Origin of the sequence: Streptomyces himastatinicus ATCC 53653 (assembly GCF_000158915.1) — a bacterium.
GTDB lineage: Bacteria > Actinomycetota > Actinomycetes > Streptomycetales > Streptomycetaceae > Streptomyces > Streptomyces himastatinicus.
The window spans coordinates 538,287-563,716 of record NZ_GG657754.1; the positions used below are offsets into that span (position 1 = coordinate 538,287).

A 25,430-nucleotide genomic window follows, 5' to 3' on the forward strand; every position below is an offset into this window, starting at 1 on the left:
CCCCCACTCGTACAAGGAGTTGATGTGAGCACCCTGCTGTCCGACCTCGGCGTAGACCTTCCCCTCGTCGCGGCCCCGATGGCCGGCGGACCGAGCACCCCCGCCCTGGTCACTGCCGCCGCCCGAGCAGGTGGCCTCGGCTTCCTCGCCGGCGGCTACAAGACCGCACAAGCCCTCGCCGGGCAGATCCACACCACCCGCGTGGAAGGCGTCGCCTTCGGCGTCAACCTGTTCGCCCCCAACCCGATCCCCCTCTCCGACGACGCATATCGTAGTTACGCCCAGGCAGTGCAGCCCGAGGCCGACCGCTACGGCCTCGCCCTGCCCGAGCACCCGCTCGAGGACGACGACCACTGGACAGACAAGATCGACCTGCTCACCTCCTCCCCCGTGCCCTGGGTGTCCTTCACCTTCGGCATTCCGGACCGCACGGTCATCAGCGCCCTGCGCAGGGCAGGGAGCACCGTGCTGCAGAGCGTCACCTCGGCGGAAGAAGCGCGTCTGGCCGCTGAATCCGGCGTCGACGCACTGATCGTCCAAGCACCAGCCGCCGGAGGGCACTCGGCCACACTCACCCCCGCCCAGCCGCCCCAGCCCATCCCACTCACCGACCTCGTTGCCGCTGTACGCCGCGCCGTCCCCCTGCCCGCCATCGCCACCGGCGGCATCACCACCGCCGCCGACACGACCGCGGCGCTGGCCGCAGGCGCCGAAGCCGCCATGATCGGCACCGCCCTGCTGCGCACCCACGAGAGCGGAGCCTCCGCACCGCACAAGGCAGCCCTGGTCGACCCGGTCTTCACCACGACCACGGTCACCCGCGCCTTCACCGGACGCCCCGCACGCGCCCTGCGCAACCGCTTCACCGAGCACTACGACCCCATCGCCCCGCTCGGCTATCCCGCCCTTCACCACCTCACCGGCCCGCTCCGCAAGGCGGCCACCGCAGCAGGCGACACACGCCTGATCCACCTGTGGGCAGGAACCGGTCACCGGCAGGCGAAGGCCGAACCCGCCGCCGACACCATCGCCCGCTTCGCGGGTCACCTATAAGACCTGGTCTCCCAGTCACGGGCGACGCCGTCGCCAACAAGATGACCAGAGCGGTATGGGCCGACTCGGTCGCGCTCACTTGGGCAGGTCCGTTCCGCCGTACGCAACGAGCGGGAGTGGCCAGGGCACGACCTGCGGCCGGCCCTGACATCGAATCAACGTACGACGACGCCCGCATCGACGCGCAGCTCGATGCCGGTCACGTAGCGGGCCTCGTCGGAGGCCAGCCAGCGCGTCGCGGCGGAGGTGTCGGTGGCTTCGATCCAGCCGACGGGCAGAACATGCATGGGGCGCCATGCCTCTTCGTAGTCCTCGTCGGTGGGGTCCGCCAGGTGCGGCACGAACAGCTTCTTGTTGGTCTCGCTCATGAAAAGGTCGGTGGCGACGTTCGTCGGTGACAGCGCGTTGACGCGGATGTTGTACGGCCCGAGTTCCGCTGCCATCGGTCGGATCAAGCCCGTGACACCCTGCTTCGCCGCCACGTAGTTGCTGATGTTGGGGAATCCCTTGGTCGCGCCCGCCGACGCGACGAGCACGAGCGCGCCACCGCGGCCGCCCTCGATGATCGCGGGAGTCGCCGCCTTGACGGTGTGGAACACGCCCGTGAGGTTGGTGGCGATGATGTCGTTCCAGCCCTGAAGGCTCAATTCCCAGAATGGGCCGGTATCGGCGACGATCCCGGCGTTCGCGACGACCACATCGAGGCGGCCGAACTCGGCGAGCCCGCGCTCGACGACGCCTTCCACCTGTGTGTAGTCGCGCACGTCCGCATGCATGGCGACCATGGAACAGCCTGTGGCCTCCACCTCAGCACGGGTCTTGTCTAGGTCCTCGGCCGACGACATGGAGACGCTGGCGGTGGGGATGTCCTCGCAGATGTCGAAGCCGACGATGTCGGCGCCTTCCTTGGCCAGGTCGACGGCGACTTGCCGGCCCTGTCCGCGGCCAGCGCCGCTGACGAGCGCGACCTTGCCCTTGAAACGGTCCGTGGTGATGTTCGTGGTCACGAGTGATGTCCTTCCGCGCCGGGAGCGGGGCTCGCCCAGAGGGAGCGCGCGAGGTCGGCAAGGTCGAGCGCTTCCGCCCAGCGGTCGGTGTGTTCGGTGCCGGCTGGGCCGAGGTTTGCGTACCAGTCGGTCGGTGGGCTGAGCTCGGCGGTGAATGTCACCGTCGTCTCGGGGTTCTCGGCGCGGCGCAGTTCGAAGCCGCGACGCCACCAGGCGGTGAACAACTCGAGCGGTGGCCTGGTGTGCTCGGCCCGTACAGGCACCTGGACCTGTCCGGGCGAGGCGATCCGGCCGTGGAAGACGTCGCTGCGCGCGAGCAGCTTCTCGATGAGTGCCTGGTTGCGTTCGGATACGGGGAGGGCGAACTCGTCGCCGTTGACGTAGTGCGACAGGTCAGCGGTGAGCCGCATCTCCGGTACGGTGTCGAGGAGTTCGGCGGTGAACAGGATGTCGCTGGTCAGTCGTCCACGGTGGGTCTCGATCAGCAGCGGTGTCTCTGCCTGCCGTGCCGAGGCGTACCACTGCCCGATCGTCTTCGCCGCGACGTCGATGTGCGGTGTGCGCAGCATCGGCTGCATGTTGATGTGGGAGACGCCGGGGACGCGATTGAGGACGTCCAGCAGCGTGTCGAACTCGGCCACGTCGATGGGGTAGCAGACGGCTTCGATGCCCAGGCCGCGCTCGGCGGCCTGGTGCGACAGGCGGACGGCGTTCTCCGGATCGTGAAAGGAAATCGAGACGCCGTCGAAGCCCGCGTTGGCGAGCTGGTCGAGTTGTTCTGCCAGCGACCACGGCCGCGGCGCGCCACGCGGAAGGCCGATCATTCCCCACAGGGACTGGAAAAGCTGAAGCGGCATGTCGTCCGCCCGCAGACCTCGATGCCGAAGCGCGCGGCCATCTCGGCAGCGGCGACGCCGTACTCCCCCTGTCGCATAGGGAGCACGGTGCCGTGCTCCCACCCCGAAAGAGGGTCGGGAGCCGACAAGGGGTTCTTATGCCTCTCGATGCAGAGAGCATCCGGATCGATGGGGTGACCTCAGGGGCCTACGGTTGACGACGGCACGCAGGGGCTCGGTACGGCGCCGCAGGTCTACCGGATCGGGTGATGGACGAATCGGACACCGTTGACACGTCTGCGAGTTGGGAGCACGAGGGCTCCCAGAGGGCCCCCCATCGCTCCCTGCCCAGACACGACAAAGGCCTCCTCCGCTGCTCGCGGAAACGGCCTCCGACCTGCGAAAACGCTGGTCGGGACGACAGGATTTGAACCTGCGCCCCCTTGCCCCCCAGCGGTGTGGCAACTTTCTGTTGCTTCCCGTATCGCACCGTAGCGCACCCCTGGGTGTCATCCACAGTCCGTACCGCGCTCTGATGCGCTACAGAGAACGTCGCCTGTCATTTCATAGCCATAACAGGCCGCACAATACCCGCCCGAGGGACTCTCTCGTAGGGCGTCTCATTCCTGCCCAGCAGCCTGCGGTCACGATTCCCCGATGCCGTGGCGCCCACCACGCACCCGCTTGTCCACACGCCCACACCGATGGGCACCCGCACGGTATGGTACGAACAGTAATCCCCCCGCATCGGAGGTCATCGTGAGCGCGCAGCCAGACGGCCCGCATGGACCGCTGATCCCCATGCCCGACCTCACCCCTGATGCACTGCGCGCGGCTGTGGCCCGGATCGCTCCCAGCAGGATCCCTGCACTCACCCAGCATCTGTTCGAGGCAACTACAAACGCACAACAGACACAGAGCCTCGCTCCCCTTCGGGCTTTCATCCACTCTTGGGCTGTGTTCATCGCCATCGAGCGACACCCTGAACGTGCAGCCCGCCTCCGTGAACTCGAGCGAATCGTAGATACGGCCGAACAAGACCCCACGACGGCCATCGATGAAATTCAGCAGATCCGCAAGACAGCGGAGGCCGAGGCCGGGCTGTGACCGACTGGACCTGGGAGTACAACCCCAGCGAGGAGCACGTCGCTGGCGGACTTGCGCCGGGCGTCGTGGCAGAGATTGAGCGGATGGCAACCGAGCTCGCGACCCTCGGAGTTGATGCGGCAAAGGTGGGCCGCCCCTTGGACAGGGGAGGCGGACTCCGGGAATTCGACATTCTCGGCGGACGTGGATTTATCAGCTTCCTCGCAGTGGCGCGCCACCACTGTGTCTACGTCTGCAATATCGCCTGGTACGGCTGACGTCACCCGCGTTGCGCTCAAGGCAGGAAGATCAATCGGCCTGTCCCGCTCGGAAATGCGGTTCTGTCTCTGGCCCGCCTGTGCCGTTCAGAAACACGTCACTGCTGGTCATACTGCGTATCTGTACTCATTGATCAGGCCGCCAAGGACACAGGTCCGGAGCAACCGTCGTGGGGTTTTCAGGTCGGTCAGTGGCGCAGTGTGGTGGTCGGAGAGAGGAGGTAGTTGCTCTCGGGCCTGATGCGGCCGATGTCCGTTGCAGTGTCCGACGTAGGTGCTGAGAACACGGAGAGCGTGGCGCTCGCTCCAGAGGTGCGGGTGCCGGAAACGATGTCACCCTATGCGACCTGCGAGTACTCGTGGATAAGGCCGCCAAGTCGGTCGCGTCGACGAATGCGAGTGTTGTCCCTGGCGATGGGCGGCTCAGGGCTGGTGAGTTGGTCTGGTGGCCGTTGTCCGAGGGATCGGTGCGCCCGGTGTCTGTTGTGGTGCTTCGCGTACTCGCCGACGACGAGACGCAGGTGGCCTTCTCCGGTGATCAGGATGCGGTCGGTTGCCTCGCGTCGGCATGATCCGATCCAGCGTTCGGCGATGGCGTTCATCCGTGGCACAGCGGGCAGTGTGGGTATCACGCGTATGCCTTCCGTCTGGAAGGCGGCGTCGAAGCTGTCGGTGAAGTAGGCGCCGCGGTCCCGGATGAGGAATCTGATCGACTCCGAGTGGTCACCAAGGTCCATGAGGTAGTTCCGCGCTTGCTGAGTGATCCAGGGTGTGCCGCTCGAAAAGTCATCGCGGCTGATCAGGTGGCATAACGGTACTCGTTGAGGAGACCGCCGAGAATCCGGGTACGCAGGACTTTGTGAGTGTTGAGGTCATGCGCCACCGCAGGTTACTCAGGGGCGTGGGGTGGTAACTGATCGCGTGCTTGATCTTCATCTCCTCGGCCCGAAAGACGGCATCGAACGCCTCGCCGTACTTGCCATCGCGGTCGCGCAGCAGGAAGCGCAGGGGCTGTATGCGTATGCCCAGGTCGGCGGTGAGATTCCGCGCCTGCTGCACCGCCCAGTCCCGGGTCGGGCGGGCGGTGACCCCGGTGATGTGCAGCCGCCGGGTGGCGTGCTCGAGGAACACCAGTGCATACAACCGCCTGCCGAGTGCGGTGTCGATGTGGAAGAAGTCTGCCGCGATGATGCCCTCGGCTTGCGTGGTCAGGAACTCGCGCCAGGTGGGGCCTGAGCGACGGGGCGCGGGGTCGATGCCGGCCACATTGAGGATCTCCCAGACCGTCGAGGCTGCGATCCGATGCCCGAGCTGGGTCAGCTCCCCTTGATCCGCCGGTGTCCCCATCGCGGATTCTCCCTCGCCAGCCGCAGGACGAGCTTCTTGACCGCTGCCGGGGTGGGCGGGCGGCCGGTGTGCTGGCGCGCGGTGTAATCCCACTTCTCGGCGATCAACCTGCGGTGCCAGGCAAGCAGGGTGCCGGGGGTGACAGGGAAGAACTCGCGCCAGTGGCGCCGGGGTATCAGCCCGGACAGGGCGGCGAACCAGAACCGGTCGGCAGGCTCGTCGCGGACCGGCCCGGCCAACTGGCGGCGCAGGACAGCATTCTCGTGCCGCAGCACCAGCAGTTCCGCGTCCTTCGCCGTCCCGCGAAGGAGGAGTACCGACGGAACAGTGAGCAGCTTCCGGGTCACCTTGTACAGCAAGGACACGATCACGGAAGGCATCATCCCAGCGAACTGACTGCACCCCGCTCACCTGCGGCGATGACTTTTCGAGCGGCACAGGGCGAGCTGGGCGTTGTCGGACATGAGCGGGTCCCCCTTGGTGTGTGAGTGACGAGGCGGGCTTGATGGACGCCAGCTACCGGACGGTCGGAGTTTCGGCGGGGTGGGCGCGGCCTTGGGGGCCGGCGGGTCGAGCAGTTGCAGCGTTGCCCCCGACGCGTCGAGGTCGATGCATCCGACGAGTTCGCCGATTGTGAGGGTCATGTGAAACCCCCCGTTTCTTTTGGTGCTTTCTGGCGAAATGCACCAGGCGCGCACGGTGGCTCGACTGGTTCGGTCAGTACTTGGCGTGTTTTCATCGCGTCGGCACGGGCTTACGTGAACGCCCATCGGCTTCAGGCCAGCAAATGGCAGTCATGTGGCTGGTGAGCGCTTATTCAATCGCCTGCGTGTCATTTGTGAAACATTCCATTACAAAGGAAGGGAAAGTCATGGACTTCACCCGAGTCGAGACCGCCGAGATTTCCGACGCCGACCTGGACAACGTCGCCGGCGGCATCGGCGCCAGCGTCAACGCCGACGTCAACGCCGACACCCCCCTCATCACCATCGAGGCCCCTGGCGTCGACCCCGTCACCGTTTGAGTGAGTCGGGCATGCGGCGCCTAGTCAATAGCGGGCGCATTGCTCGGCCTATTGCTGCACAAATTCATTTTTGAGGATGTAGCGATAGATTCTTTCACGGGCGCCGGCACATAATGCGGCGCTGCTTCCGCAGTCTCTGCGGGCCCAGAATCGACGAATGTGCCTCTGTCCGGCCGAGAACCCGGGCACGGGCACATTCGTTTCTGCGTTACGAGCGGCAGCGTTTCGCCGGGCGGCATGACGATCTTCATACGCATGATCAGTCGCAGGTCGCAGTGGCAGAAGACGGCTCTGGCGCCTGAACCCGTAGGTCGATCGTGCCGTCGCGGGCCACCGACCTCGTCCGCGCATCCCCGGCCCGAACTCACCACTCCGATGGCAGAACGTCGTAACCGGCAGGCGAGCCCGTGAAGGGTGTCAATGTGCCGATCAGGCTGCTGAGCCGGGTGTTTCTTGTGGATGGAGAAGTCGTTGGGGTGGCGTGGTGACGCGTTTGACCGTGGGCTCTGCGGCGGAGTCGGAATGACGGCTGTGCCGTTGCCGGCGAAGACGGCGTCGAACGCTGCGGTGAACTTGCTGTCCCGGTCACGGATGAGGAACCGGAAGCACCCAGCCCTGTCGCCGAGGCCCATGAGCAGGTTGCGGGCGAGCTGGGTGGCCCATGCGCCCGTAGGGCGGGCGGTGACACCCAGGACATGAACGCGCCGGGTCTTGATCTCCATGATGAAGAAGACGTGGAGACGTTTGAGGAAGACGGTCTCCACGTGCATGAAGTCGCGAGCGAGCAGCGTATGGGCCTGGGAACGGAGGAAAGTACGCCAGGTCTGCTGGGATGCGCGCTGCGGTGCGGGCGGCAGACCGGAGCGGCGCAGAACACGCCGGACCGTAGCGGCGGCAACCCGATGACCGAGCCGTCGGAGTCGCCTTGGATTCTGACGTATCCCCAGGTCGGGTTCTCTCGCGCCAGGCGCTGGATGAGCGCGACCGACTCTTCCGCCAGCGGTGGTCGGCCGGGTCCGGTTGGGATCTGGCGCCATTTCCAGCGCACGAGACGGCGGTGCCAGGTCAGCAGTGTGCTCAGGGTGACCAGCCGGTGGCGGCGTAAGACGGGTGGAAGGTGCCGCGCGAGAACGGAGAGCACGGCACGATCCGCCCATGAGAGCCGCGGACGCTCGATCTGCCGGCGCAGGACGGCGACCTCATGGCCAAGCGCGAGGATCTCGGCGTTGCTCGCGGCGGTCGATCGGCCCAGCAAGAGGAGGCAGCCCAGTAGTCGGCAGAAGATCGGGTAGAGCAGTCGTAGACCCACGATCAGTGATCGTGCCCATACTTGGGCGAACGAAAAGCTCCAGGTCAACCACCGCGCGGCAATAAAGACACCCTTCACCTGTCACGCCGTCAAGCTCCGCAGGACGTCGTACACGGAAGCGGTCAAGTGGCACATGGAGGAGCTTCGACGCGGTGCATCGCGACCCACCGGATAACGCAACTACCCAGGTTTCGAAACCTATGAGACCGCTACCGGCCCCTCAGGAACACCCGGCACCTGACCGGGGCGGATGTAATATTCGGCACCCACAACGTCACCGCCGGCCTCATCCCAGCGCCCGGCCAAGTCCGGATCGACACGGGAGCCCGTAGCGTCAACGCGCCGCCGGCTCCGCCCGGGCGCCTCCGCGCATGAGCAGATAGTGCAGCGCGGCACCGAGAGCCGCGCCGAAGATCCACGCGTACCCGGTCAGGCCCTTCAGCTCAGGCGCCCATACGGTGGAGACGGAGAAGATCGCGGCGAGCCCGAACGCGGCCAGGGCCCGGAGGTTCCATCCCTTGCTGTAGTAGTAGGCGGTACCGGGTTCAGCCGAGAACAGGTGCTCTACGTTGAGCTGCCGCTTCCGGATCAGGAAGTAGTCGATCACCAGGATCCCGTAGAACGGGGCGAGCAGAGCGCTCAAGGTCTCGACGAACCTCGCGATTCCCAGGTGGCTGATGACCGGGACCCACAACGCACCGACGACGAACGCGGCCGTCGCCGTGATGACCCCGCCGGCGCGGGCGGTGATGATGTCGGGGTTCGTGTTGGACAGGTCGTACGCGGGCGGGATGAAGTTCGCGACCAGGTTGACCCCGACCGTGGCGGCGAAGAAGGTCAGCGCCGCGACGACCGTCAGCCAGGTGTTGTCGACCTGCTTCAGGATGTCGGTGGGGTCGGTCAGCGGCTTCCCGTACAGGACTCCCGTGCCCGCGGTGATGACCAGTGTCAGAAACGAGAAGAACGCGAGGCTGACCGGCAGCCCCCAGAGGTTCCCCCGCTTCATCTGCCGCTCGGTCTTGACGAACCGGGAGAAGTCACCATAGTTAATGATCACTGCGGCGAAGTAGGCCACCATCGTGCCGACCACGCTCACGAACGCCGAGACCGGTGCGCCGCCATCATCACCGTCCCCGGCAATGACGTTCCCGAGCTCGGGCAGCAGTCGGTTCCCCGCATGGATCCAGATCACCGCCACCAGCGCCACCATGACCAGGTACACCGCGGGAGCGGCCCAGTTGAGGTAGCGGGTTACCCAGTCGATACCCCGGAGGAAGAGTCCTAGCTGGAACACCACCACGATGAAATAGGAGATCCAGGCGACAGAGCTCAGGCCGAGGAAGTCCCCGCCCTCCGGCTCCGAGTACCCGGTGAGCGCGATGATCAGCAGCGTGATCGCCGTGGAGGCGAAGTAGGTCTGCACCCCGTACCAGAAGATGGCGACGACAGCCCGCACCAGTGCGGGGAACTGTGCACCGCGCACGCCCATGCTCACCCGGGCCATGACCGGGTAAGGGATGCCGTACTTGACGCTCGCCTTCCCCGTCAGGTTCACCAGCAGCATCACGATCAACCCGGCGAGGATGACGCCCGCGAACGTCCACCAGCCGCTCAGGCCGGAGGTCGTGAACAGCGTGGCGGCCAGGGTGTAGCCGAAGAGGCTGTGGAGGTCGCTCGACCAGACATTGAAAATCTCGAATGCGCCCCACTTACGCTTTTCGTAGGGCAATGGGGCAAGGTCGTCGTTGTACAGCGTGGGGTCGGGACGGGTGACAGCGAAAGGATCACCATCCGTTGCGGACGGTGTGTGACCGGTAGGGCGAACAACGTTGTGGAACGAGGCTGGCACGTCGGTCGGGGACTCGTCGTAACTCACGAACTCTCCCGGAAGGAGGCAGGGGTTGCCTGGGAAGATAATGATGTACGGGCTGCGAATTCAGAGATCGGATTCGACCATCACGCACTGACGAAGGTCAATACTCCTGACGCTTCCGGTAGGGGATCGTGACCGAAGAGAGCTCGCCCGACAGCTTCACAGTTTTCGTCGACAAAACGGAAATCAATGCCCAACGGCGCGGTATGGGAAGGCTGTTCGGCTATGGAGCGGTTTCGACGAGGTGACTGCCGCAACTGACTGCTCGCCCCTCCCCAGGCGGAGTTCGCCGATGCCGGTCGTGGGGATACGGCTGATCTACCCGCTCGCCTGCCAGACCTTCCGATGGCTTGCCATCACCCGACACCCGACCCGCCCCTGGATCACCCAGCAGGCGCGCAACCACCTCATGGACCTCGGCGACCGCGCGGCGTCGGTCCGGATCCTCATCCGTGACCGCGGCGCGTACACACCAACAGCCACGGACCGCTTCCTGATCACGGGAGAGCGCCACCTCCACCTCGTCGTCGCCTTCCGGCTGCGGGCGCCAACCGAGCGCCTCATCCGTCCGGTGAGCTGTCGTGAGAAAGCACCTCAAAGCAGGGTGGCGACAGCACCCGGCACCCACTCGATCACCCGAAACGAACCGCCCCAGACTTCGAGGCTAGTGATTTCCGGGGAATTGAGACGCTACCTTGCACGGGCCCGTCTCGGCGATCGTGGACGCGGCGTGCGTGGAAGGAACTGTGCACACTGTGCATGACGCGGGATTAGTCGAACGCCTTCCTTTCATCCCGACCCGAGGACCGGAATCTCGTGAAAGAAATCATCAGCGCCGTTCTCTCCGATGACGCTGCCTCCGAAGACTTCGCCGCGCTCCCCGTTCCCGATTCCTATCGCGGAGCGCTCACGCTGAAGGAGGAGGCCGGGATGTTCGAGGGGCTCGCTTCCCCGGACAAGGATCCGGAGAAATCGCTGCACATCAGCGAGGTTCCGACGCCGTCGCCCTGCGCCGGTGAGGTGCTGATCGCGGTCATGGCGAGCGCGATCAATTACAACACGGTGTGGAGCGCCATCTTCGAACCGCTGCCGACCTTCGCCTTCCTGAAGCGCTACGCCAAGGCCGGGCCGGAGGGTGCCCGGCACGACCTGCCGTATCACGTCGTCGGATCCGATCTGTCCGGGGTCGTGCTGCGCACCGGGCCCGGGGTGCGGCGCTGGAAGCCCGGGGACCGGGTGGTGGCGCACTGTCTGTCGGTGGAGTTGGAGAGCTCCGACGGGCACAACGACACTATGCTCGACCCCGAGCAGCGCATCTGGGGCTTCGAGACCAACTTCGGCGGCCTCGCCGAGATCGCCCTCGTCAAGTCCAACCAGCTCATGCCCAAGCCGGCCCATCTGACGTGGGAGGAAGCGGCCTGCTCGGGGCTGGTGAACTCCACCGCGTATCGGCAGTTGGTGTCCCGGAACGGTGCCGGGATGAAGCAGGGCGACAACGTGCTGATCTGGGGGGCGAGCGGCGGACTCGGGTCGTACGCGACCCAGTTCGCGTTGCACGGCGGCGCCAACCCGGTCTGTGTGGTGTCCTCGGACGCCAAGGCGGAGCTCTGCCGGTCCATGGGCGCCGAGGCCGTCATCGACCGCAGCGCGGAGGACTTCCGGTTCTGGTCGGACGAGCGGACTCCCAATCCTGAGGAGTGGAAGCGCTTCGGAAAGGGGATCCGCGAGCTGACCGGGGGCGAGGACGTCGACATCGTCTTCGAGCACCCCGGCCGGGAGACCTTCGGCGCGTCGGTGTACGTCACCCGCAAGGGCGGCACGATCGTCACCTGCGCCTCGACCTCCGGCTACACCCACGAGTACGACAACCGCTACCTGTGGATGCAGCTGAAGCGCATCATCGGCTCCCATTTCGCCAACTACCGCGAGGCCTGGGAGGCCAACCGCCTCATCGCCAAGGGAAAGATCCACCCCACTCTCTCCACCGTATTCCCGCTGACCCAGACCCCGGCGGCGGTGCGGCGGGTCCAGGAGAACCGTCACAGCGGCAAGGTCGGCGTGCTGTGCCTCGCACCGGCCGAGGGCCTCGGCGTCCAGGACACTCAGGCCCGCGCCCGTCACCTGCCGTTCATCAACCGGTTCCGCGAAGCCGCCGAGTAGCGTCCCCCAGCCTTCCCGCTGCCCGTACCGAGGCCGGCCAAGACTAAGGATTTGCGGGTGCGGTTCGGACTCCACTGAAGACAGCGCGACAGCGCGATCTGGATCGGAAGGGACCGACGAGACTTGGTTACGAAGGACGACGCCACAACGGCCTGGATCCGTCGATATCACCCATCGGGTGGCAGTACGGTGCGGCTCATCTGCTTCCCTCACGCGGGCGGTTCGGCGAGCTTCTTCCACCCGGTGTCAGCACGATTCTCGCCCGACGCCGACGTGGTGGCCCTCCAGTACCCCGGCCGTCAGGACCGGCGCCGCGAGCCGTGCATCGAGGACATCGGCGTGCTCGCCGACCTGCTCGTCGAGGAGATCCAGGCCCTCAGCGACAAGCCCACGGTCTTCTTCGGGCACAGCATGGGTGCCGTGCTGGCCTTCGAGACCGCCTTCCGGCTCGAACAGCAAGGGGTCAAACGGCCCCACTCGTTGATCGCCTCCGGGCGGCGCGCCCCCTCGACCCGCCGGGACGAGCAGGTACACAAGCGCGACGCCAACGGCATCATCTCCGAGCTCAGGCTGCTCAACGGCACCGACTCGGCGGTGTTCGGCGATGACGAGCTGCTGAGGATGGCTCTGCCCGCGATTCGCGGCGACTACCGGGCGATCGAGACGTACACCTGCGAGCCGGGCCGGAAAGTCCGCTGTCCCATCACCGTCCTGACCGGCGACGCGGATCCGAAGACGACGCTGGAAGAGGCGATCGCCTGGCGGCCGCACACCGAGGGCTGGTTTCAGGTCAAGGTGTTCCCCGGGGGCCACTTCTTCCTCGCCGACCATCAGGCCGAGGTGAACAACGAGATCGCCAGAGAGCTCGAAGCGGCCCGTTCGGCGGGACAGAGCGCTCCGGCAGGACGTTGAGGAGAGGTCTGTGCCGACATCCCGAGAGCTGCCCGCCCTGACCGCCGAGGCGCGGCCCGTGCTGGACCCGAGCCCGCTGCGGGAGCTGCGGGCGAGCGCTCCGGTCTGCCGGGTCCGAACGCCGGCGGGTGACGAAGCCTGGCTGGTCACCCGGCATGCCGAGGTGAAGAAGCTGCTCCACGACGAGCGGCTGGGCCGCTCCCACCCGAGCCCGGAAACCGCCCCGAGGTATGTCAAGAACTCCCTGCTCGACCTGCTCGTCGCCGACGACCCGCAGGTTGCGCGCGAGGCGCACGCCCGGACACGCGCCCTGTTCACACCGAACTTCTCGGCGAAGCGCATCCGCGCTCTGCGCCCGCGCATCGAGGAGGTGGCGAGTGACCTGGTGGAGGACTTCGCAGCGCGGGAACGGCCGGTCGACCTGCACGCGTACTTCTCGTCGCCGTTCTCCCTGCGGATCCTGTGCGAGCTGATCGGGGTGCCGGACGAGGGCCGGGAGCGGTGCGCGGCGCTGCTGGCCGGTATGGGCCAGATCGACACCGGGCAGTCCATGGTCACCGGGCCGAAAGCCCTGTTCGGCTTACTCGCCGGGGTCTCTGCGCGCAAGCGGGCGGAGCCGGGCGACGATGTGATCTCCCGGATGTGCGCGGCGGGCCTCCCGGACGACCATGTCGGTTCGCTGGCCGCGGTCCTGTTGTTCGCCGGGCTGGAGAGTGTCGCGACCCACATCGATCTCGGGGTGGTGCTGCTGTCCGCCCACCCGGAGCAGCGCGACGCGGTGCTCCGGGATCCGGCCCTGCTGACCGGCACGGTCGAGGAGGTGCTGCGGTCCGCCAAGCGAGCCGGGGCGACCTTGCCGCGGTACGCGAGCGAGGACATCGAGATCGCCGGTGTGACCATTCGCGCCGGGGAGCTGGTACTGCTCGACTTCGCGCTGGCGAACTTCGACGAGCAGGCGTTCAGCGAGCCGGAGCTGTTCGACATCACCCGCTCGCCGAACCAGCACCTGACCTTCGGCCACGGGATCTGGCACTGCGTCGGCGCGCCTCTGGCCCGAGTGGAGCTGAGCACCGCGTTCACCACCCTGTTCTCGAGGCTGCCCGGGCTGCGACCCGCGGTCCCGTTGGACGAACTGCGAACGCGCGGCGGCGAGTTGGTCGGCGGACTCGCCGAACTGCCGGTGACCTGGTAGCCGGGCAGGACCGGATTGCGAAAGCGGAGAGAAATGGGAACTGCTGACATGTCGGACGCCGCGAAACTCGTCGACTTCCCGCTGAGACGACCCGGTGACCCCCTCCCGCCCCCGCAGTACGAGGACTTCCGCGAGCGCGAGGGGCTGGTCTGGTCCACCATGCCCACCGGTGCCCGGGTCTGGCTGGTGACGCGGTACGAGGACGTCCGCGCGGTGCTCACCAACCCGAAGATCAGCTCCGACCCCGGACACGAGGGCTTCCCCAGCCCCGGACGGACCGGCGGGCCGCCCGCGCAGGACCAGGTGCCCGGCTGGTTCGCGGCGCTGGACCCGCCCGAGCACGACCGGTACCGCAAGGTCCTGATCCCGGAGTTCAGTGTCCGGCGCATCAGGGAGCTGCGGCCGCGGATCCAGGAGGTCGTCGACGACTGCGTCGAGGCGCTGCTGGCGAAGGGCAGTCCCGCGGACCTGGCCTCCGACTTCGCGGTGCCGATTCCCTCTCTGGTGATCTGCGCGCTGCTCGGGGTACCGCAGGCGGACCGTGGCTTCTTCGAGTCGCGTATCCGTGTCCTGGTCACGCTGAGCGCCACCGACGAGGAGCGCGACGAGGCGTCCAAACAGATCCTGCGCTACTTCAGCAGGATGATCGCCATCAGGAAGCGGCGCCCCGGCGACGACCTGATCAGCGTGATGATCAAGTCGGAGACGATGACCCCGATGGAGATCGGCGGCGCGGCGATGCTGCTGGTCATCGCCGGCCAGGAAACGACGGCGAACAACATCGCGCTCGGCGCGAGCACTCTGCTGTCGAACCGTCAGTGGATCGGCGACGACCGGGTGGTCGAGGAGCTGTTGCGCTACTACTCCGTCGCCGACCTGGTGCCGCTGCGCGTTGCCCTGGAGGACGTGGAGATCGCCGGGCAGCTCATCAAGGCCGGTGAGGGCATCGCCCCGCTGGTCGCCGCGGCCAATCACGACGGTTCCGTGTTCTCCTGCCCGCACCAGTTCGACCCCGGCCGCTCGGAGCAGCACCACATCGCGTTCGGCTTCGGCCGCCATCTGTGTCTCGGGGCGCATCTGGTGCGCATCGAGATGGAGCTCGCCTACCGGACGCTGTTCGAACGGATCCCGACGCTGGAGCTGGCCCGGCCCGTCGAGGAGTTGTCGTTCAGGAACAACGGCGTGCTGTTCGGCCTGGATTCGCTGCCGGTCCGCTGGTAGCGCCCTCTGTCCCCGCCCTCCCTCTGTCCGTGATCCCCTCCTCCGATGAACAAGGAGCCTGGAATTCCCATGGCCATACGTCTCGCCCGGCTCCCCGCCTCGTCCACGGTGGCCGAAGTCTCCGCGGCGCTCGACCGCGACGGCGGTGTGATCGTGGAAGACCTGATCGACAAGACCACCCTCAGGGGGCTCTGGGACGACCTGGGTCCCGCCCTGGAGAAGACCGGGTACGGGGACAGCTCGTTCGCCGGACATCGGACCAAGCGGCTGTGCTCGCTGTTCGCGCGCTCCCGGCATATGGAGGAGGTGGCGCTGAACCCGCTGTTCCTCGGCGCCGCCCGCGACCTCATCGAGCGGCCCGTACCCAGCTGGTTCGGTCCGCAGCGGACCGAGATCGCGCCGAACGTACAGGTCAGCATCACGCAGGTGATCCAGATCTGGCCCGGGGAGACACCGCAGCCCGCGCACCGCGACGACATCGCGCATATGCTGCCCTCCCCCGGGCCGACCAACCGCGTGCAGATCATGCTGGCGATGGACGAGTTCACCGACGAGAACGGCGCCACGATGGTGTACCCGGGCAGCCACGCCTGGGAGGCGGAACGCGGCCCGCGGCCGGAGGAGGCGGTGCAGGCGGAGATGGAGCCCGGCTCCTGCCTGATCTGGGTGGGCGGGCTGTTCCACGGCGGCGGGCCGAACCTCTCCGACGATCCGCGGACCGGTCTCACCATGGCCCTGGTGCGCGGCAACCTCCGCCAGGAGGAGAACCAGTTCCTGGCCGTGCCGAAGGAGATCGTCCGGGAGTACCCGGAAGAGTTGCAGCGCCTGCTCGGCTGGGGCCTGTGCCCGCCGTTCATCGGCTGGTACGAGCATGCGGACCCGAACCCCCTGCTCCGCGCCGAGTCCTGAGCGCACCGCGCGCCTGACCGGCCGCGTCAGGGATCCCGGGTGCCGTCCCAGAGGCCGACGACCGGATACCGAAGGCCACCGTGAGGGATTCTCCTCCCGCACGGTGGCCTTCTGCGTTGGTCACCGGTCCGTGCCGCCGCCGCGCTTCATCCTCGCTCGTTCAGCCATTCGTGCACCCGCTGTGCGGTCGTCTCCGCGTCCGCCTCCAGCAAAGTGAAGTGGTTTCCAGTCACTTCGAGCGCCTGGTGGTCAAGCGGCCAGGACGGCCGCATGGCCTCGAGGAGCAGCTCGGGCACGAACTCGGCAGCCTGTACGAAGAGCGTCGGGGTTTCGATCGGACGCGGCCGCCAGCCGCTGAACAGCCGCGCGTAGTGCGCCATCGCGGTGAGCTGGTCATCGTCCACCGGGATCTGGGGGAATCGCCGCATCAGCCGGTGGGTGGTGGCCGCCATGCCCAGTGCGAGGTTGTCGCCGGCGCCCGCGGGAGTGTCCAGCAGGACCAGCGCGCGCGGCGGTGTTCCAGCCGCCTCCAGTCGCGCGGCCAGGGTGTGGGCGAGCCAGCCCCCCGAGGAGTAGGCGACGAGTGTGAGTGGTTTGTCTCCGAACGCGCGCAGCACCGCGTCCGCCTGCCGGGCGGCGGTGGCGTCGAGATCGGCCGGAAGCGCCTCGCCCGGGCCACAGCCGGGTGTGGGCAGGACCCAGACGTCGCGGGTGCCGCGCAGGGCTTGGGCGAACCGGGCGAACTGGTACGGGCTCGCCGGGGCCACCAGCGACGGCACGCACAGCAGGGGCTCGGCCTCCGAGCCGTCCGACAGCCGCACCGGCTCGGCGCCCGTCGGCCCCTCGCCTCCGGTGTCATGGACCTGGAACCTGGGGCGCGTTCCTGCCGCGAGGTCGAGCAGGTCCAGCCCGCGCTCGTGCTGCTCCTGGTCGAACGCGTGCCGAAAGAGGTGGGTGACGGTGCCGCTCCGCGCCGTGCCGCCCGCTCGTTCCGGCCCGGCCGCCATGCCGTCCGCTCGTTCCGGCCCGGCCGTGGCCGCCGGGCCGGCCGACCCGTCCAGTCCGGCCAGCAGATGGGTGGCGAGCGCGCGCGGCGTCGCGTGCTCGAACAGCGCCTCCGCGGTCAGGGCCAGTCCGGTCGCCCGGCTGAGCCTGGTGCGCAGGTCGGTGATCGACAGAGAGGTGAAGCCCATTTCGAGGAACCTGCGGCCAATTTCCACCTCCGTCACGTCGGTGTGGCCGAGAACGGACGCGATCTGCGAAGTGATCAGACCGAGCAGTGTCCGGTCCTGTTCCTCGGCCGTCATGCCCCGGAGACGGGCGGCCACTTCGCGGTGGTCCTCGACGCGCTCCGCCCCCGGAAGGGCCGAACTCCGCTCATGGTCGCCCGCGCCCCACCGCGAGAGCAGCGGTGTCGTCCCTGGCTCGGCCGCCCGGTCCGCCAGCCAGAAGCGGCGGCGCCGGAAGGCATACGTCGGCAGCTCGATCCGCAGGGCGCCGGTCCCGGCGAACAGCGCGGCCCAGTCCACGTCCGTGCCGCGTACGAACATCTCGGCGGCGGCGGTCAGCAGGCTCTCGATCTCGCCGCGGTCCCGGCGCAGGACCGAGACCGCGGTCTCCGCATCGGACGGTACGAGGGAGGTGAGCACCGGATCGGGGCCGACCTCCAGCAGGCGGGTGGCGCCCAGCTCACCGGTCGCGGTCCGCACCGCGTCGTGGAAACGGACCGGACGGCGGATCTGTCGCACCCAGTAGTCTCCCGTCGCCCAGTCCCGCTCCCCCACCGGGCCCCCGGTGACGGTGCTGACCGCTGGGAGCACCGGCTGCCGGTAGGTGACGCTTTCGGCGATACGGGCGAAGTCCGCCAGCACCGGCCGCATCAGCGGTGAGTGGAAGGCGTGGCTGACCCGCAGCCGGGACACCCGGCGGTCCTCCGCGCGCGCCACCGCCATCGCCCGCTCGACGGCGTCCTCATCCCCGGAGATCACCACCGCCGAGGGGCCGTTCACTGCCGCGATCGCGGCTCGCCCGCCCTCGGGTGCCGCCTTGGCGGCCTCGTCGAGGATGCGCACCACCTCGTCCTCACCGGCCTCGATCGCGGCCATCGCACCACCGGTGGGCAGTGCCTGCATCAACCGGGCGCGCGCCGCGACCAGTCGGGAGGCGTCGGCGAGGTCGAAGACGCCGGCGGTACGGGCCGCGACCAGCTCGCCGATGGAGTGCCCGAGCACGACATCCGGGCTCATGCCACAGGAGCGCAGCAGTTCCACGAGGGCGGTCTGCACCGCGAACAACGCCGTCTGGGCATACCCGGTCCGGTCCAGCAGCGCCGCCTCGTCCGAGCCGTCCGGGGCGAACAGCGCCTGACGGACGGTGATGTCGAATCCGGCGGCGCCGTCGAGTTCCGCGTCCAGATGGGCGCACACCTCGTCCAGGGTCCGGGCGAACACCGGGAACCGGTCGTAGAGTTCGCGGCCCATGCCGATGCGCTGGCTGCCCTGCCCGGTGAACATCCACGCCGTGCGGCCCTCGGATACGACGCCCGACACCACGGAGGCTTCGCCGCCGGCCAGAGCGGTCACGCCCGTACGGAGCGCCGCGTCGTCGGCACCCAGCACCACCGCGCGATGGTCGAGCAGCGCGCGGGTCGTCGCCAGCGAGAAGCCCACGTCGAGGCGGGAGTTGTCATGAACGTCGGTGCCGCTACGGGCGTCGAGGAAGGATGCGAGGCGGCCGGCCTGTGCCCGCAACGTCTGCGAGCTCCGTCCGGACAGCACCCACGGCACCACCGGCAGCTCCGCCGACGGCCGCTCCTCCGCGGTGACGGGGGCGGTCTGGGGAGCCTCTTCGAGGATGACGTGGGCGTTGGTCCCGCTGATGCCGAACGACGAGACGCCCGCCCGGCGCGTGCGCTCGCCCTTCGGCCAGGCGCGAGCATCCGTGAGGAGTCGTACCGCTCCGGAGCTCCAGTCCACGTGGGACGAGGGTGAGTCCACGTGCAGCGTCGGCGGCAGTTGCTGTGCGCACAGCGCCATCACCATCTTGATGAGTCCGGCGGCACCGGCGGCGGCCTGGGTGTGGCCAATGTTGGACTTCACCGAGCCGAGCCACAGCGGATCCCCCTCACGATCCCGCCCATAGGTGGCCAGCAGAGCCTGCGCCTCAATCGGGTCACCCAGGCTCGTACCGGTGCCATGCGCCTCCACGGCATCCACATCGGACGCCGAGACCTTGGCCGCCCTCAACGCCTGACGGATCACCCGCTGCTGCGACGGTCCGTTCGGCGCCGTCAAACCATTGGACGCGCCGTCCTGATTGACCGCGCTGCCCCGCACGACCGCCAACACGCGGTGACCCAGGCGCTGGGCATCGGACAAGCGCTCCAGCACCAGCACCCCGGCACCCTCGGACCAGCCCGTGCCGTCCGCACCCTCCGCGAACGCCTTGCAACGGCCGTCCGGCGCAAGCCCACGCTGCTGCGAGAACTCCACAAACGCCGCCGGAGTGGACATGACCGTCGCACCACCGGCCAGAGCCATCCGGCACTCCCCGGACCGCAGGGACTGACTCGCCAGGTGCAGCGCCACCAGCGCCGACGAACACGCCGTGTCCACCGTCACCGCAGGCCCCTCCAGACCCAGCGCGTAGGAGATCCGGCCGGAGATCACGCTGGCTGCGGACCCGGTTCCGACGAAACCTTCGACTCCGTCCACCCTGCCGCCCAGAGTATGCAGATAGTCCTGGCCGTTGGTCCCGGCGAACACCCCGGTGGCCGAGCCACGCAGCGACAGCGGATCAACACCCGCCCGCTCCAACGCCTCCCACGACGTCTCCAGCAGCAGCCGCTGCTGCGGATCCATCGCAAGAGCCTCACGCGGCGAGATCCCGAACAACTCCGCATCGAACCCGGCCGCATCCTGGACGAACCCACCAACGCGCACGTATGAGGTGCCCGCGTGGGCCGGGTCGGGATCGTACAGTCCGTCGAGGTCCCAGCCTCGGTCGTCGGGGAACGGCGAGAGCCCGTCACCGGCCGAGGCCACGAGGTCCCACAGCGCCTCCGGTGAAGATACGCCGCCGGGAAACCGGCAGCCCATGCCGACAATCGCGATCGGGTCTTCGGTGTCGCCGGCCGCGTGAACGGGAGCCTGCGGCAAGGGGGTGATATCCGGTCCGGGCGTCTCCCCCACCACCTGTTCGCGCAGGAACCCTGCCAGCGCGGATGGGGTCGGGTGGTCGAAGACCAAAGTGGCGGGCAGTGGCAGGGCGGTGGCGTTGGTCAGCCGGTTGCGCAGGTCGACCGCTGTGAGGGAGTCGAAGCCGAGGTCCTTGAACGCTCGGCCGGGGTCGATCGTCGCGGACGAGGAGTGCCCGAGCACGGTGGCGACCTGGGACTGGACCAGTGTCAGCAGCATCCGGTCCTGCTCGGCCGCCGAACGGCCACGCAGCCGCCGCGCCAGCTCGCCGTCGTCCCCGGCTCCGAGATCGGCGGCGGGGGTACGCGCAGCGGCCACCTCGGGCAGATCGCCGATCAAGGCGCTGGGGCGGGTGAACGTCATGGCGGCCGCGAAGCGTTCCCAGTCGACGTCGACCACGGTCTGGCACACCCGGCCGTCACCGAGCACCTGCTGCAGCGCTGCGATGGCCCGGTCCGGGTCCAGTACACGCACACCCAGACGGCGGAAGTGCTCCGCCGCCACGCCGTCGGCGGCCATACCATCGCCGCCCCACGGCCCCCAGGCCACCGACGTGGCCGCCAGCCCCAGACCGCGGCGGTGTTGCGCCAGAGCATCCACGTACGCGTTGGCGGCGCCGTAGGCCGCCTGACCCACGTTCCCCACCACACCGGCGATGGACGAGAACAGGACGAAGGCGTCGAGGTCACGATCGGCCGTCAGGTCGTGCAGATGGCGCGCGGCGTCCGCCTTCGCCGCCAGCACGCGTGCCAGCCGCTCCGGGGTCAGCCCCTCCACCACACCGTCATCGAGGATCCCGGCAGTGTGAACGATTCCGGTCAGCGGTGCCTCTTCCGGGATACCGTCCAGCACCGCCCGTACGGCCTCGCGGTCGCCGACATCACAGGCCGCGAACGCGACATCGGCGCCCAAGTACGCCAGCTCACGGCGCAGTTCGTCCGCGCCGGGCGCCTCGGCACCCCGACGGGACACCAGCAGCAGGCGCTCAGCACCCCGAGCAGCCAGCCAGCGTGACACCAGCCCGCCCAGGGCACCCGTACCACCGGTCACCAGCACCGTGCCACGCGGCTCCCAGCTCTCTCCCCGCGCGGCACCGGCCCCGTCCCGTACCAGCCGGGCCGCGAACACACCCGAAGGCCGTACGGCCACCTGATCCTCGCCACCGGACGCCGCGAGCACGGACACCAGCCGCGTCAAGCTGTGCTCGTCGGCGTCCTCCGGCACATCGACCAGACCGCCCCACCGCTCCGGCTGCTCCAACGCCACCGTCCTGCCCAGGCCCCACAACTGAGCTCCCACCGGATTCAGCAGCCGCTCGCCAGAAGCCACCGACACCGCCGAACGCGTCACACACCACACACGTGCCGCGATGCCGGAATCCCCCAGCGCCTGCACCAAGGTCAACGTCGCGGCGGTCGAGCCCGCCAAGGACACGACCCCCATCACCGTCTCGGTGTCCTCGGCTCGGATCTTCGCGGCCAGGGACTCGCGCGTATCGTCGGCGGCCACCGGCACGACGGTCGTCCGAGCGCCGGCGATTCGCAGCGTCCGCACGCACTGGTCCGTGAAGTCGTCGTCCGCCCGGTCCGGGACGGCCACCAGCCAAACGCCCCGCAGCCGGTTCGTCGCCGCCACGGTCACGGGCTTCCACTGCACCCGGTACCGCCAGCCCGAGAGCAGCGACTCCTCGCGGTGCCGCAGGCGCCAGTCCGAGAGCACCGGCAGCACGGTGTCCAAAGGCGCGGCCGGCTCCACCCCCAACTGCCCGGCCAGGGACTCCGCATCGCCCTGCTCGACCAGGTCCCAGAACCGCTGCTCGGTCCTGCCGGACTCCGCGGCCGCTTCCGCCGGAAGCTCCCGGTCCGGCAGCCAGAACCGCTGCCGCTGGAAGGCGTACGTCGGCAGATCCACCCGCTGGGCGCCGGTCCCGGCGAACACGGCGGCCCAGTCGACCCGCGCTCCGCGGACGAACAGCTCCGACACCGCCGCCATGAGCGTCTCGGGCTCGGCGCGGCCCTTTCGTAGCACTGACACCGCCGCAGCGGTGTCCGCCTCGGACCGAGCCAGCCCGGTGAGCACCGGATCGGGGCCGAGCTCCAGCAGCCTGGACGCTCCCTGTTCGGCCGTCGCGGTCGTCAGCGCGGCGTGAAAACGCACCGGCCGGTGCACCTGGCGGACCCAGTACTCCGGGGTAGCCCACTCCTCTGCGGTCACCGGCTCGCCGGTGACCGTGCTGATCGCTCGCGTATGGGGATCGTGGTAGGTGATCCCGGCGGCGACCTGGGCGAATTCGTCGAGCATCGGCCGCATCAGGGGCGAGTGGAACGCGTGACTCACTCGCAGCCGGGAGACGCGGCGCCCTCGCCCGCGCGCGCTGTCCATCGCTTGCGCCACGATGTCCTCGGCACCGGAGATCACGGTCGCCGAGGGGCCGTTGACGGCGGCGATCGCGACCTGGCCTGCTCCGGCGAGGCCATTCAGGATTTCCAGCACGTCGGTCTCGGTGGCCTGGATGGCGGCCATCGCGCCCCCGCCAGGCAGGTCTTGCATCAAACGGGCCCGGGCGGCGACCAGCCGCGCGGCATCGGCCGATGCGAACACCCCGGCCGCGTAGGCGGCGGCGAACTCACCGATCGAGTGGCCGAGCAGCAGGTCCGGCCGCATACCCCACGAGCGCAGCAGCTCCACGAGCGCAACCTGCACCGCGAACAGGGCGGGCTGGGCATAGCCGGTACGGTCCAGCAGCGCCGCCTCGGCGGAGCCCTCGGCTGCGAACAGTACGTCCCGCAGTGGGGCGTCGAACCCGGCGGCGCCTTCCAGCTCGGTGTTCAGGTGGGCGCACACCTCGTCCAGGGTCCGGGCGAACACCGGGAACCGGTCGTAGAGTTCGCGGCCCATGCCGATGCGCTGGCTGCCCTGTCCGGTGAACATCCAGGCCGTCCGGCCCTTGCTGACCGCTCCGGTCACCACGAAGGTGTCCGGGTCCGCCGCCTCGGTCTCGGCGGCCTCGGCGGACAGCACGGTCCCGTCGGACAGGCGAATCGTGCCGGTGTGCAGGGCCGCGCCGTGGGTGCCGAGTACGACGGCGCGGTGTTCGAGGGCCGCGCGGGTCGTCGCCAGCGAGAAGCCCACGTCGACCGGGGACCGATCCTGCGGTCCCCGCTCGGCGAGGAAGGATGCGAGGCGGCCGGCCTGTGCGCGCACCGCGTCCGGGCTACGGCCGGACAGCACCCACGGCACCACCGGCAACGGTGCCGAGGACCCCTCCTCCACGGAAGCCGGAGCGGTCTCGGGAGCTTCCTCAAGGATGACGTGGGCGTTGGTCCCGCTGATGCCGAACGACGAGACACCCGCCCGACGCGCACGCTCACCCCTCGGCCAGGCGCGAGCCTCCGTGAGGAGCCGTACCGCTCCCGAGCCCCAGTCCACGTGGGACGAGGGCGAGTCCACATGCAGCGTCGACGGCAACTGCTGCGCGCCAAGCGCCATCACCATCTTGATCAGCCCAGCCGCACCCGCGGCGGCCTGCGTGTGACCGATGTTGGACTTCACCGAACCCAGCCACAACGGATCCCCCTCACGATCCCGCCCATAGGTGGCCAACAAAGCCTGCGCCTCAATGGGATCACCCAGACTCGTACCAGTGCCATGCGCCTCCACCACATCCACATCCGACGCCGAGACCCTCGCCACCTTCAACGCCTGACGAATCACCCGCTGCTGCGACGGACCATTCGGCGCCGTCAAACCATTGGACGCACCATCCTGATTGACCGCACTACCCCGCACCACCGCCAGCACGCGGTGTCCCAGGCGCTGGGCGTCGGACAACCGCTCCAGCACCAGCACCCCGGCGCCCTCGGACCAGCCCGTACCATCCGCACCATCCGCGAACGCCTTGCACCGACCGTCCGGCGCAAGCCCACGCTGCTGCGAGAACTCCACAAACGCCGCCGGAGTGGACATCACCGTCGCCCCTCCAGCCAAAGCCATCCGGCACTCCCCCGACCGCAACGCCTGACTCGCCAGATGCAACGCCACCAACGCCGACGAACACGCCGTGTCCACCGTCACCGCAGGCCCTTCCAGACCCAACGCATAGGCCACACGACCAGAAATCACACTCGCCGCGGACCCCGTCCCCACGAAACCCTCGACCCCGTCCAGCCTGCCACCCAGAGTATGCAGATAATCCTGACCGTTCGTCCCCACGAACACCCCCGTCGCCGAACCACGCAACGACAACGGATCAACACCCGCCCGCTCCAACGCCTCCCACGACGTCTCCAACAACAACCGCTGCTGCGGATCCATCGCCAACGCCTCACGCGGCGAAATCCCGAACAACTCCGCATCAAACTCCGCCACATCCCGAACGAACCCACCCACACGCACATACGACGTCCCCACACGACCCGGACCGGGATCGAACAGCCCCTCCAGATCCCACCCCCTGTCCACCGGGAACTCCGAAAGCCCATCACCACCCGAAACCAACAGCTCCCACAAACCCTCAGGAGAAGCGACACCACCCGGAAACCGGCAACCCATACCCACAATGGCAATCGGTTCGCGGGCGGCCGCGCGAAGCTGCTGGTTCCGCTGCTTGAGCGTGTTGGTCTCTTCCAGCGACTTCCGGAGCGCCTGGACGACCTTTTCGTACGGTGCACTCATCTGTTGTGACCCCGATCAGTCCTGTTCGAAGGGTTCGTCGTCACCGAGCGCCAGTTGCACGAGATCGTCGACGTCCAGCTCTGCGATCGCCCCCTCCTCCGCGGACTCCGCCCCTTCCGGCTCGTCCTCTCCGGAGGCGGCCAGCTGCACTAGGGCGTCCATCAGTCCCGCCGCGCGGAATCGGTCCAGGGGTACGGACGCCAGCGCGCGCCGCAGCCGCTCCTCGTCCAGACCGGGATCCGCGTCGTCGCCGTCGTCCGGAAACAGCTCGCCACGCAGATAACCCGCGAGCGAGCCCGGGGTCGGGTGGTCGAAGACGAGCGTGGTCGGCAAGCGCAGTCCGGTGGCCGCGG

At 68.4% G+C, this 25,430-nt stretch carries 15 protein-coding genes and 1 pseudogene; 9 read left to right on the top strand and 7 right to left on the bottom strand.

Annotation, left to right across the window (positions count from 1 at the left end; all coding sequences use genetic code 11):
- Positions 1 to 24: 24 nt before the first annotated feature.
- Positions 25 to 1,053, top strand: coding sequence for a nitronate monooxygenase (locus tag SSOG_RS02275; protein WP_009712575.1), 1,029 nt, complete (start codon positions 25 to 27; stop codon positions 1,051 to 1,053).
- A gap of 155 nt (positions 1,054 to 1,208) precedes the next feature.
- Here the strand turns inward: SSOG_RS02275 and SSOG_RS02280 are convergent, their stop codons facing one another.
- A complete protein-coding gene (locus tag SSOG_RS02280; RefSeq protein ID WP_208867314.1) occupies positions 1,209 to 2,060 on the bottom strand; it encodes a mycofactocin-coupled SDR family oxidoreductase in 852 nt (283 codons plus the stop codon).
- On the bottom strand, positions 2,057 to 2,917 hold the full coding sequence (locus SSOG_RS02285) for a sugar phosphate isomerase/epimerase family protein (protein ID WP_039936367.1): 861 nt from the start codon (positions 2,915 to 2,917) through the stop codon (positions 2,057 to 2,059). Before SSOG_RS02285 ends, SSOG_RS02280 begins: the two co-directional genes overlap by 4 nt.
- Before the next feature lie 780 nt (positions 2,918 to 3,697).
- On the opposite strand from SSOG_RS02285, the gene SSOG_RS02290 reads away from it, so the two are divergent.
- Together SSOG_RS02290 and SSOG_RS02295 are read left to right on the top strand one after the other, a co-directional pair.
- Positions 3,698 to 4,003: a DUF6247 family protein gene (locus tag SSOG_RS02290; RefSeq protein ID WP_009712577.1), complete on the top strand. Its 306-nt coding sequence runs from the start codon at positions 3,698 to 3,700 to the stop codon at positions 4,001 to 4,003.
- Positions 4,000 to 4,260: a hypothetical protein gene (locus SSOG_RS02295; protein ID WP_009712578.1), complete on the top strand. Its 261-nt coding sequence runs from the start codon at positions 4,000 to 4,002 to the stop codon at positions 4,258 to 4,260. Before SSOG_RS02290 ends, SSOG_RS02295 begins: the two co-directional genes overlap by 4 nt.
- Positions 4,261 to 4,598: 338 nt before the next feature.
- On the opposite strand, the gene SSOG_RS02300 is transcribed toward SSOG_RS02295, so the two are convergent.
- Positions 4,599 to 4,997 (bottom strand): integrase core domain-containing protein, encoded by a 399-nt coding sequence (locus SSOG_RS02300; protein WP_050799730.1) that lies wholly within the window; start codon positions 4,995 to 4,997, stop codon positions 4,599 to 4,601.
- Between the two features lie 62 nt (positions 4,998 to 5,059).
- Positions 5,060 to 5,978, bottom strand: a pseudogene (locus tag SSOG_RS54665) (transposase family protein).
- A 500-nt stretch (positions 5,979 to 6,478) separates the two neighbouring features.
- Here SSOG_RS54665 and SSOG_RS53110 point away from each other — a divergent pair.
- Positions 6,479 to 6,631 carry a hypothetical protein gene (locus SSOG_RS53110; RefSeq protein ID WP_167542450.1) on the top strand — a complete coding sequence of 51 codons (153 nt, stop codon included), beginning with the start codon at positions 6,479 to 6,481 and terminating at the stop codon, positions 6,629 to 6,631.
- Between the two features lie 1,643 nt (positions 6,632 to 8,274).
- On the opposite strand, the gene SSOG_RS02310 is transcribed toward SSOG_RS53110, so the two are convergent.
- Complete coding sequence (locus SSOG_RS02310; protein WP_208867315.1) at positions 8,275 to 9,816, bottom strand: NCS1 family nucleobase:cation symporter-1; 1,542 nt, start codon at positions 9,814 to 9,816, stop codon at positions 8,275 to 8,277.
- Between the two features lie 813 nt (positions 9,817 to 10,629).
- Here SSOG_RS02310 and ccrA point away from each other — a divergent pair.
- From ccrA to SSOG_RS02335, 5 genes are all read left to right on the top strand, one after another.
- On the top strand, positions 10,630 to 11,973 hold the full coding sequence (gene ccrA / locus SSOG_RS02315; RefSeq protein ID WP_009712584.1) for a crotonyl-CoA carboxylase/reductase: 1,344 nt from the start codon (positions 10,630 to 10,632) through the stop codon (positions 11,971 to 11,973).
- Positions 11,974 to 12,096: 123 nt separating this feature from the next.
- Positions 12,097 to 12,885, top strand: a complete 789-nt coding sequence (locus tag SSOG_RS02320; protein ID WP_009712585.1) for a thioesterase II family protein — start codon at positions 12,097 to 12,099, stop codon at positions 12,883 to 12,885.
- Positions 12,886 to 12,895: 10 nt separating this feature from the next.
- Positions 12,896 to 14,077 carry a cytochrome P450 gene (locus tag SSOG_RS02325; protein ID WP_009712586.1) on the top strand — a complete coding sequence of 394 codons (1,182 nt, stop codon included), beginning with the start codon at positions 12,896 to 12,898 and terminating at the stop codon, positions 14,075 to 14,077.
- Between the two features lie 48 nt (positions 14,078 to 14,125).
- Complete coding sequence (locus tag SSOG_RS02330; protein ID WP_039936370.1) at positions 14,126 to 15,298, top strand: cytochrome P450; 1,173 nt, start codon at positions 14,126 to 14,128, stop codon at positions 15,296 to 15,298.
- Positions 15,299 to 15,367: 69 nt separating this feature from the next.
- Complete coding sequence (locus SSOG_RS02335) at positions 15,368 to 16,207, top strand: phytanoyl-CoA dioxygenase family protein (protein ID WP_009712588.1); 840 nt, start codon at positions 15,368 to 15,370, stop codon at positions 16,205 to 16,207.
- A gap of 146 nt (positions 16,208 to 16,353) precedes the next feature.
- Here SSOG_RS02335 and SSOG_RS02340 read toward each other — a convergent pair whose 3' ends face one another.
- Together SSOG_RS02340 and SSOG_RS53115 are read right to left on the bottom strand one after the other, a co-directional pair.
- Positions 16,354 to 25,032: a type I polyketide synthase gene (locus SSOG_RS02340; RefSeq protein WP_425385457.1), complete on the bottom strand. Its 8,679-nt coding sequence runs from the start codon at positions 25,030 to 25,032 to the stop codon at positions 16,354 to 16,356.
- 60 nt (positions 25,033 to 25,092) lie between these two features.
- The coding region (locus SSOG_RS53115) for an acyl carrier protein (RefSeq protein WP_039936371.1) at positions 25,093 to 25,430 on the bottom strand (338 nt) is incomplete at its 5' end.

What these genes read in the sequence shown, in the direction of transcription:
- SSOG_RS02330 (WP_039936370.1), top strand. Translation starts at nt 14,126, where the DNA reads ATGTCGGACGCCGCGAAACTCGTCGACTTCCCGCTGAGACGACCCGGT.
- SSOG_RS53110 (WP_167542450.1), top strand. Translation starts at nt 6,479, where the DNA reads ATGGACTTCACCCGAGTCGAGACCGCCGAGATTTCCGACGCCGACCTG.
- SSOG_RS02285 (WP_039936367.1), bottom strand. Translation starts at nt 2,917, where the DNA reads ATGCCGCTTCAGCTTTTCCAGTCCCTGTGGGGAATGATCGGCCTTCCG.
- SSOG_RS02290 (WP_009712577.1), top strand. Translation starts at nt 3,698, where the DNA reads ATGCCCGACCTCACCCCTGATGCACTGCGCGCGGCTGTGGCCCGGATC.
- SSOG_RS02335 (WP_009712588.1), top strand. Translation starts at nt 15,368, where the DNA reads ATGGCCATACGTCTCGCCCGGCTCCCCGCCTCGTCCACGGTGGCCGAA.
- SSOG_RS02300 (WP_050799730.1), bottom strand. Translation starts at nt 4,997, where the DNA reads ATGGACCTTGGTGACCACTCGGAGTCGATCAGATTCCTCATCCGGGAC.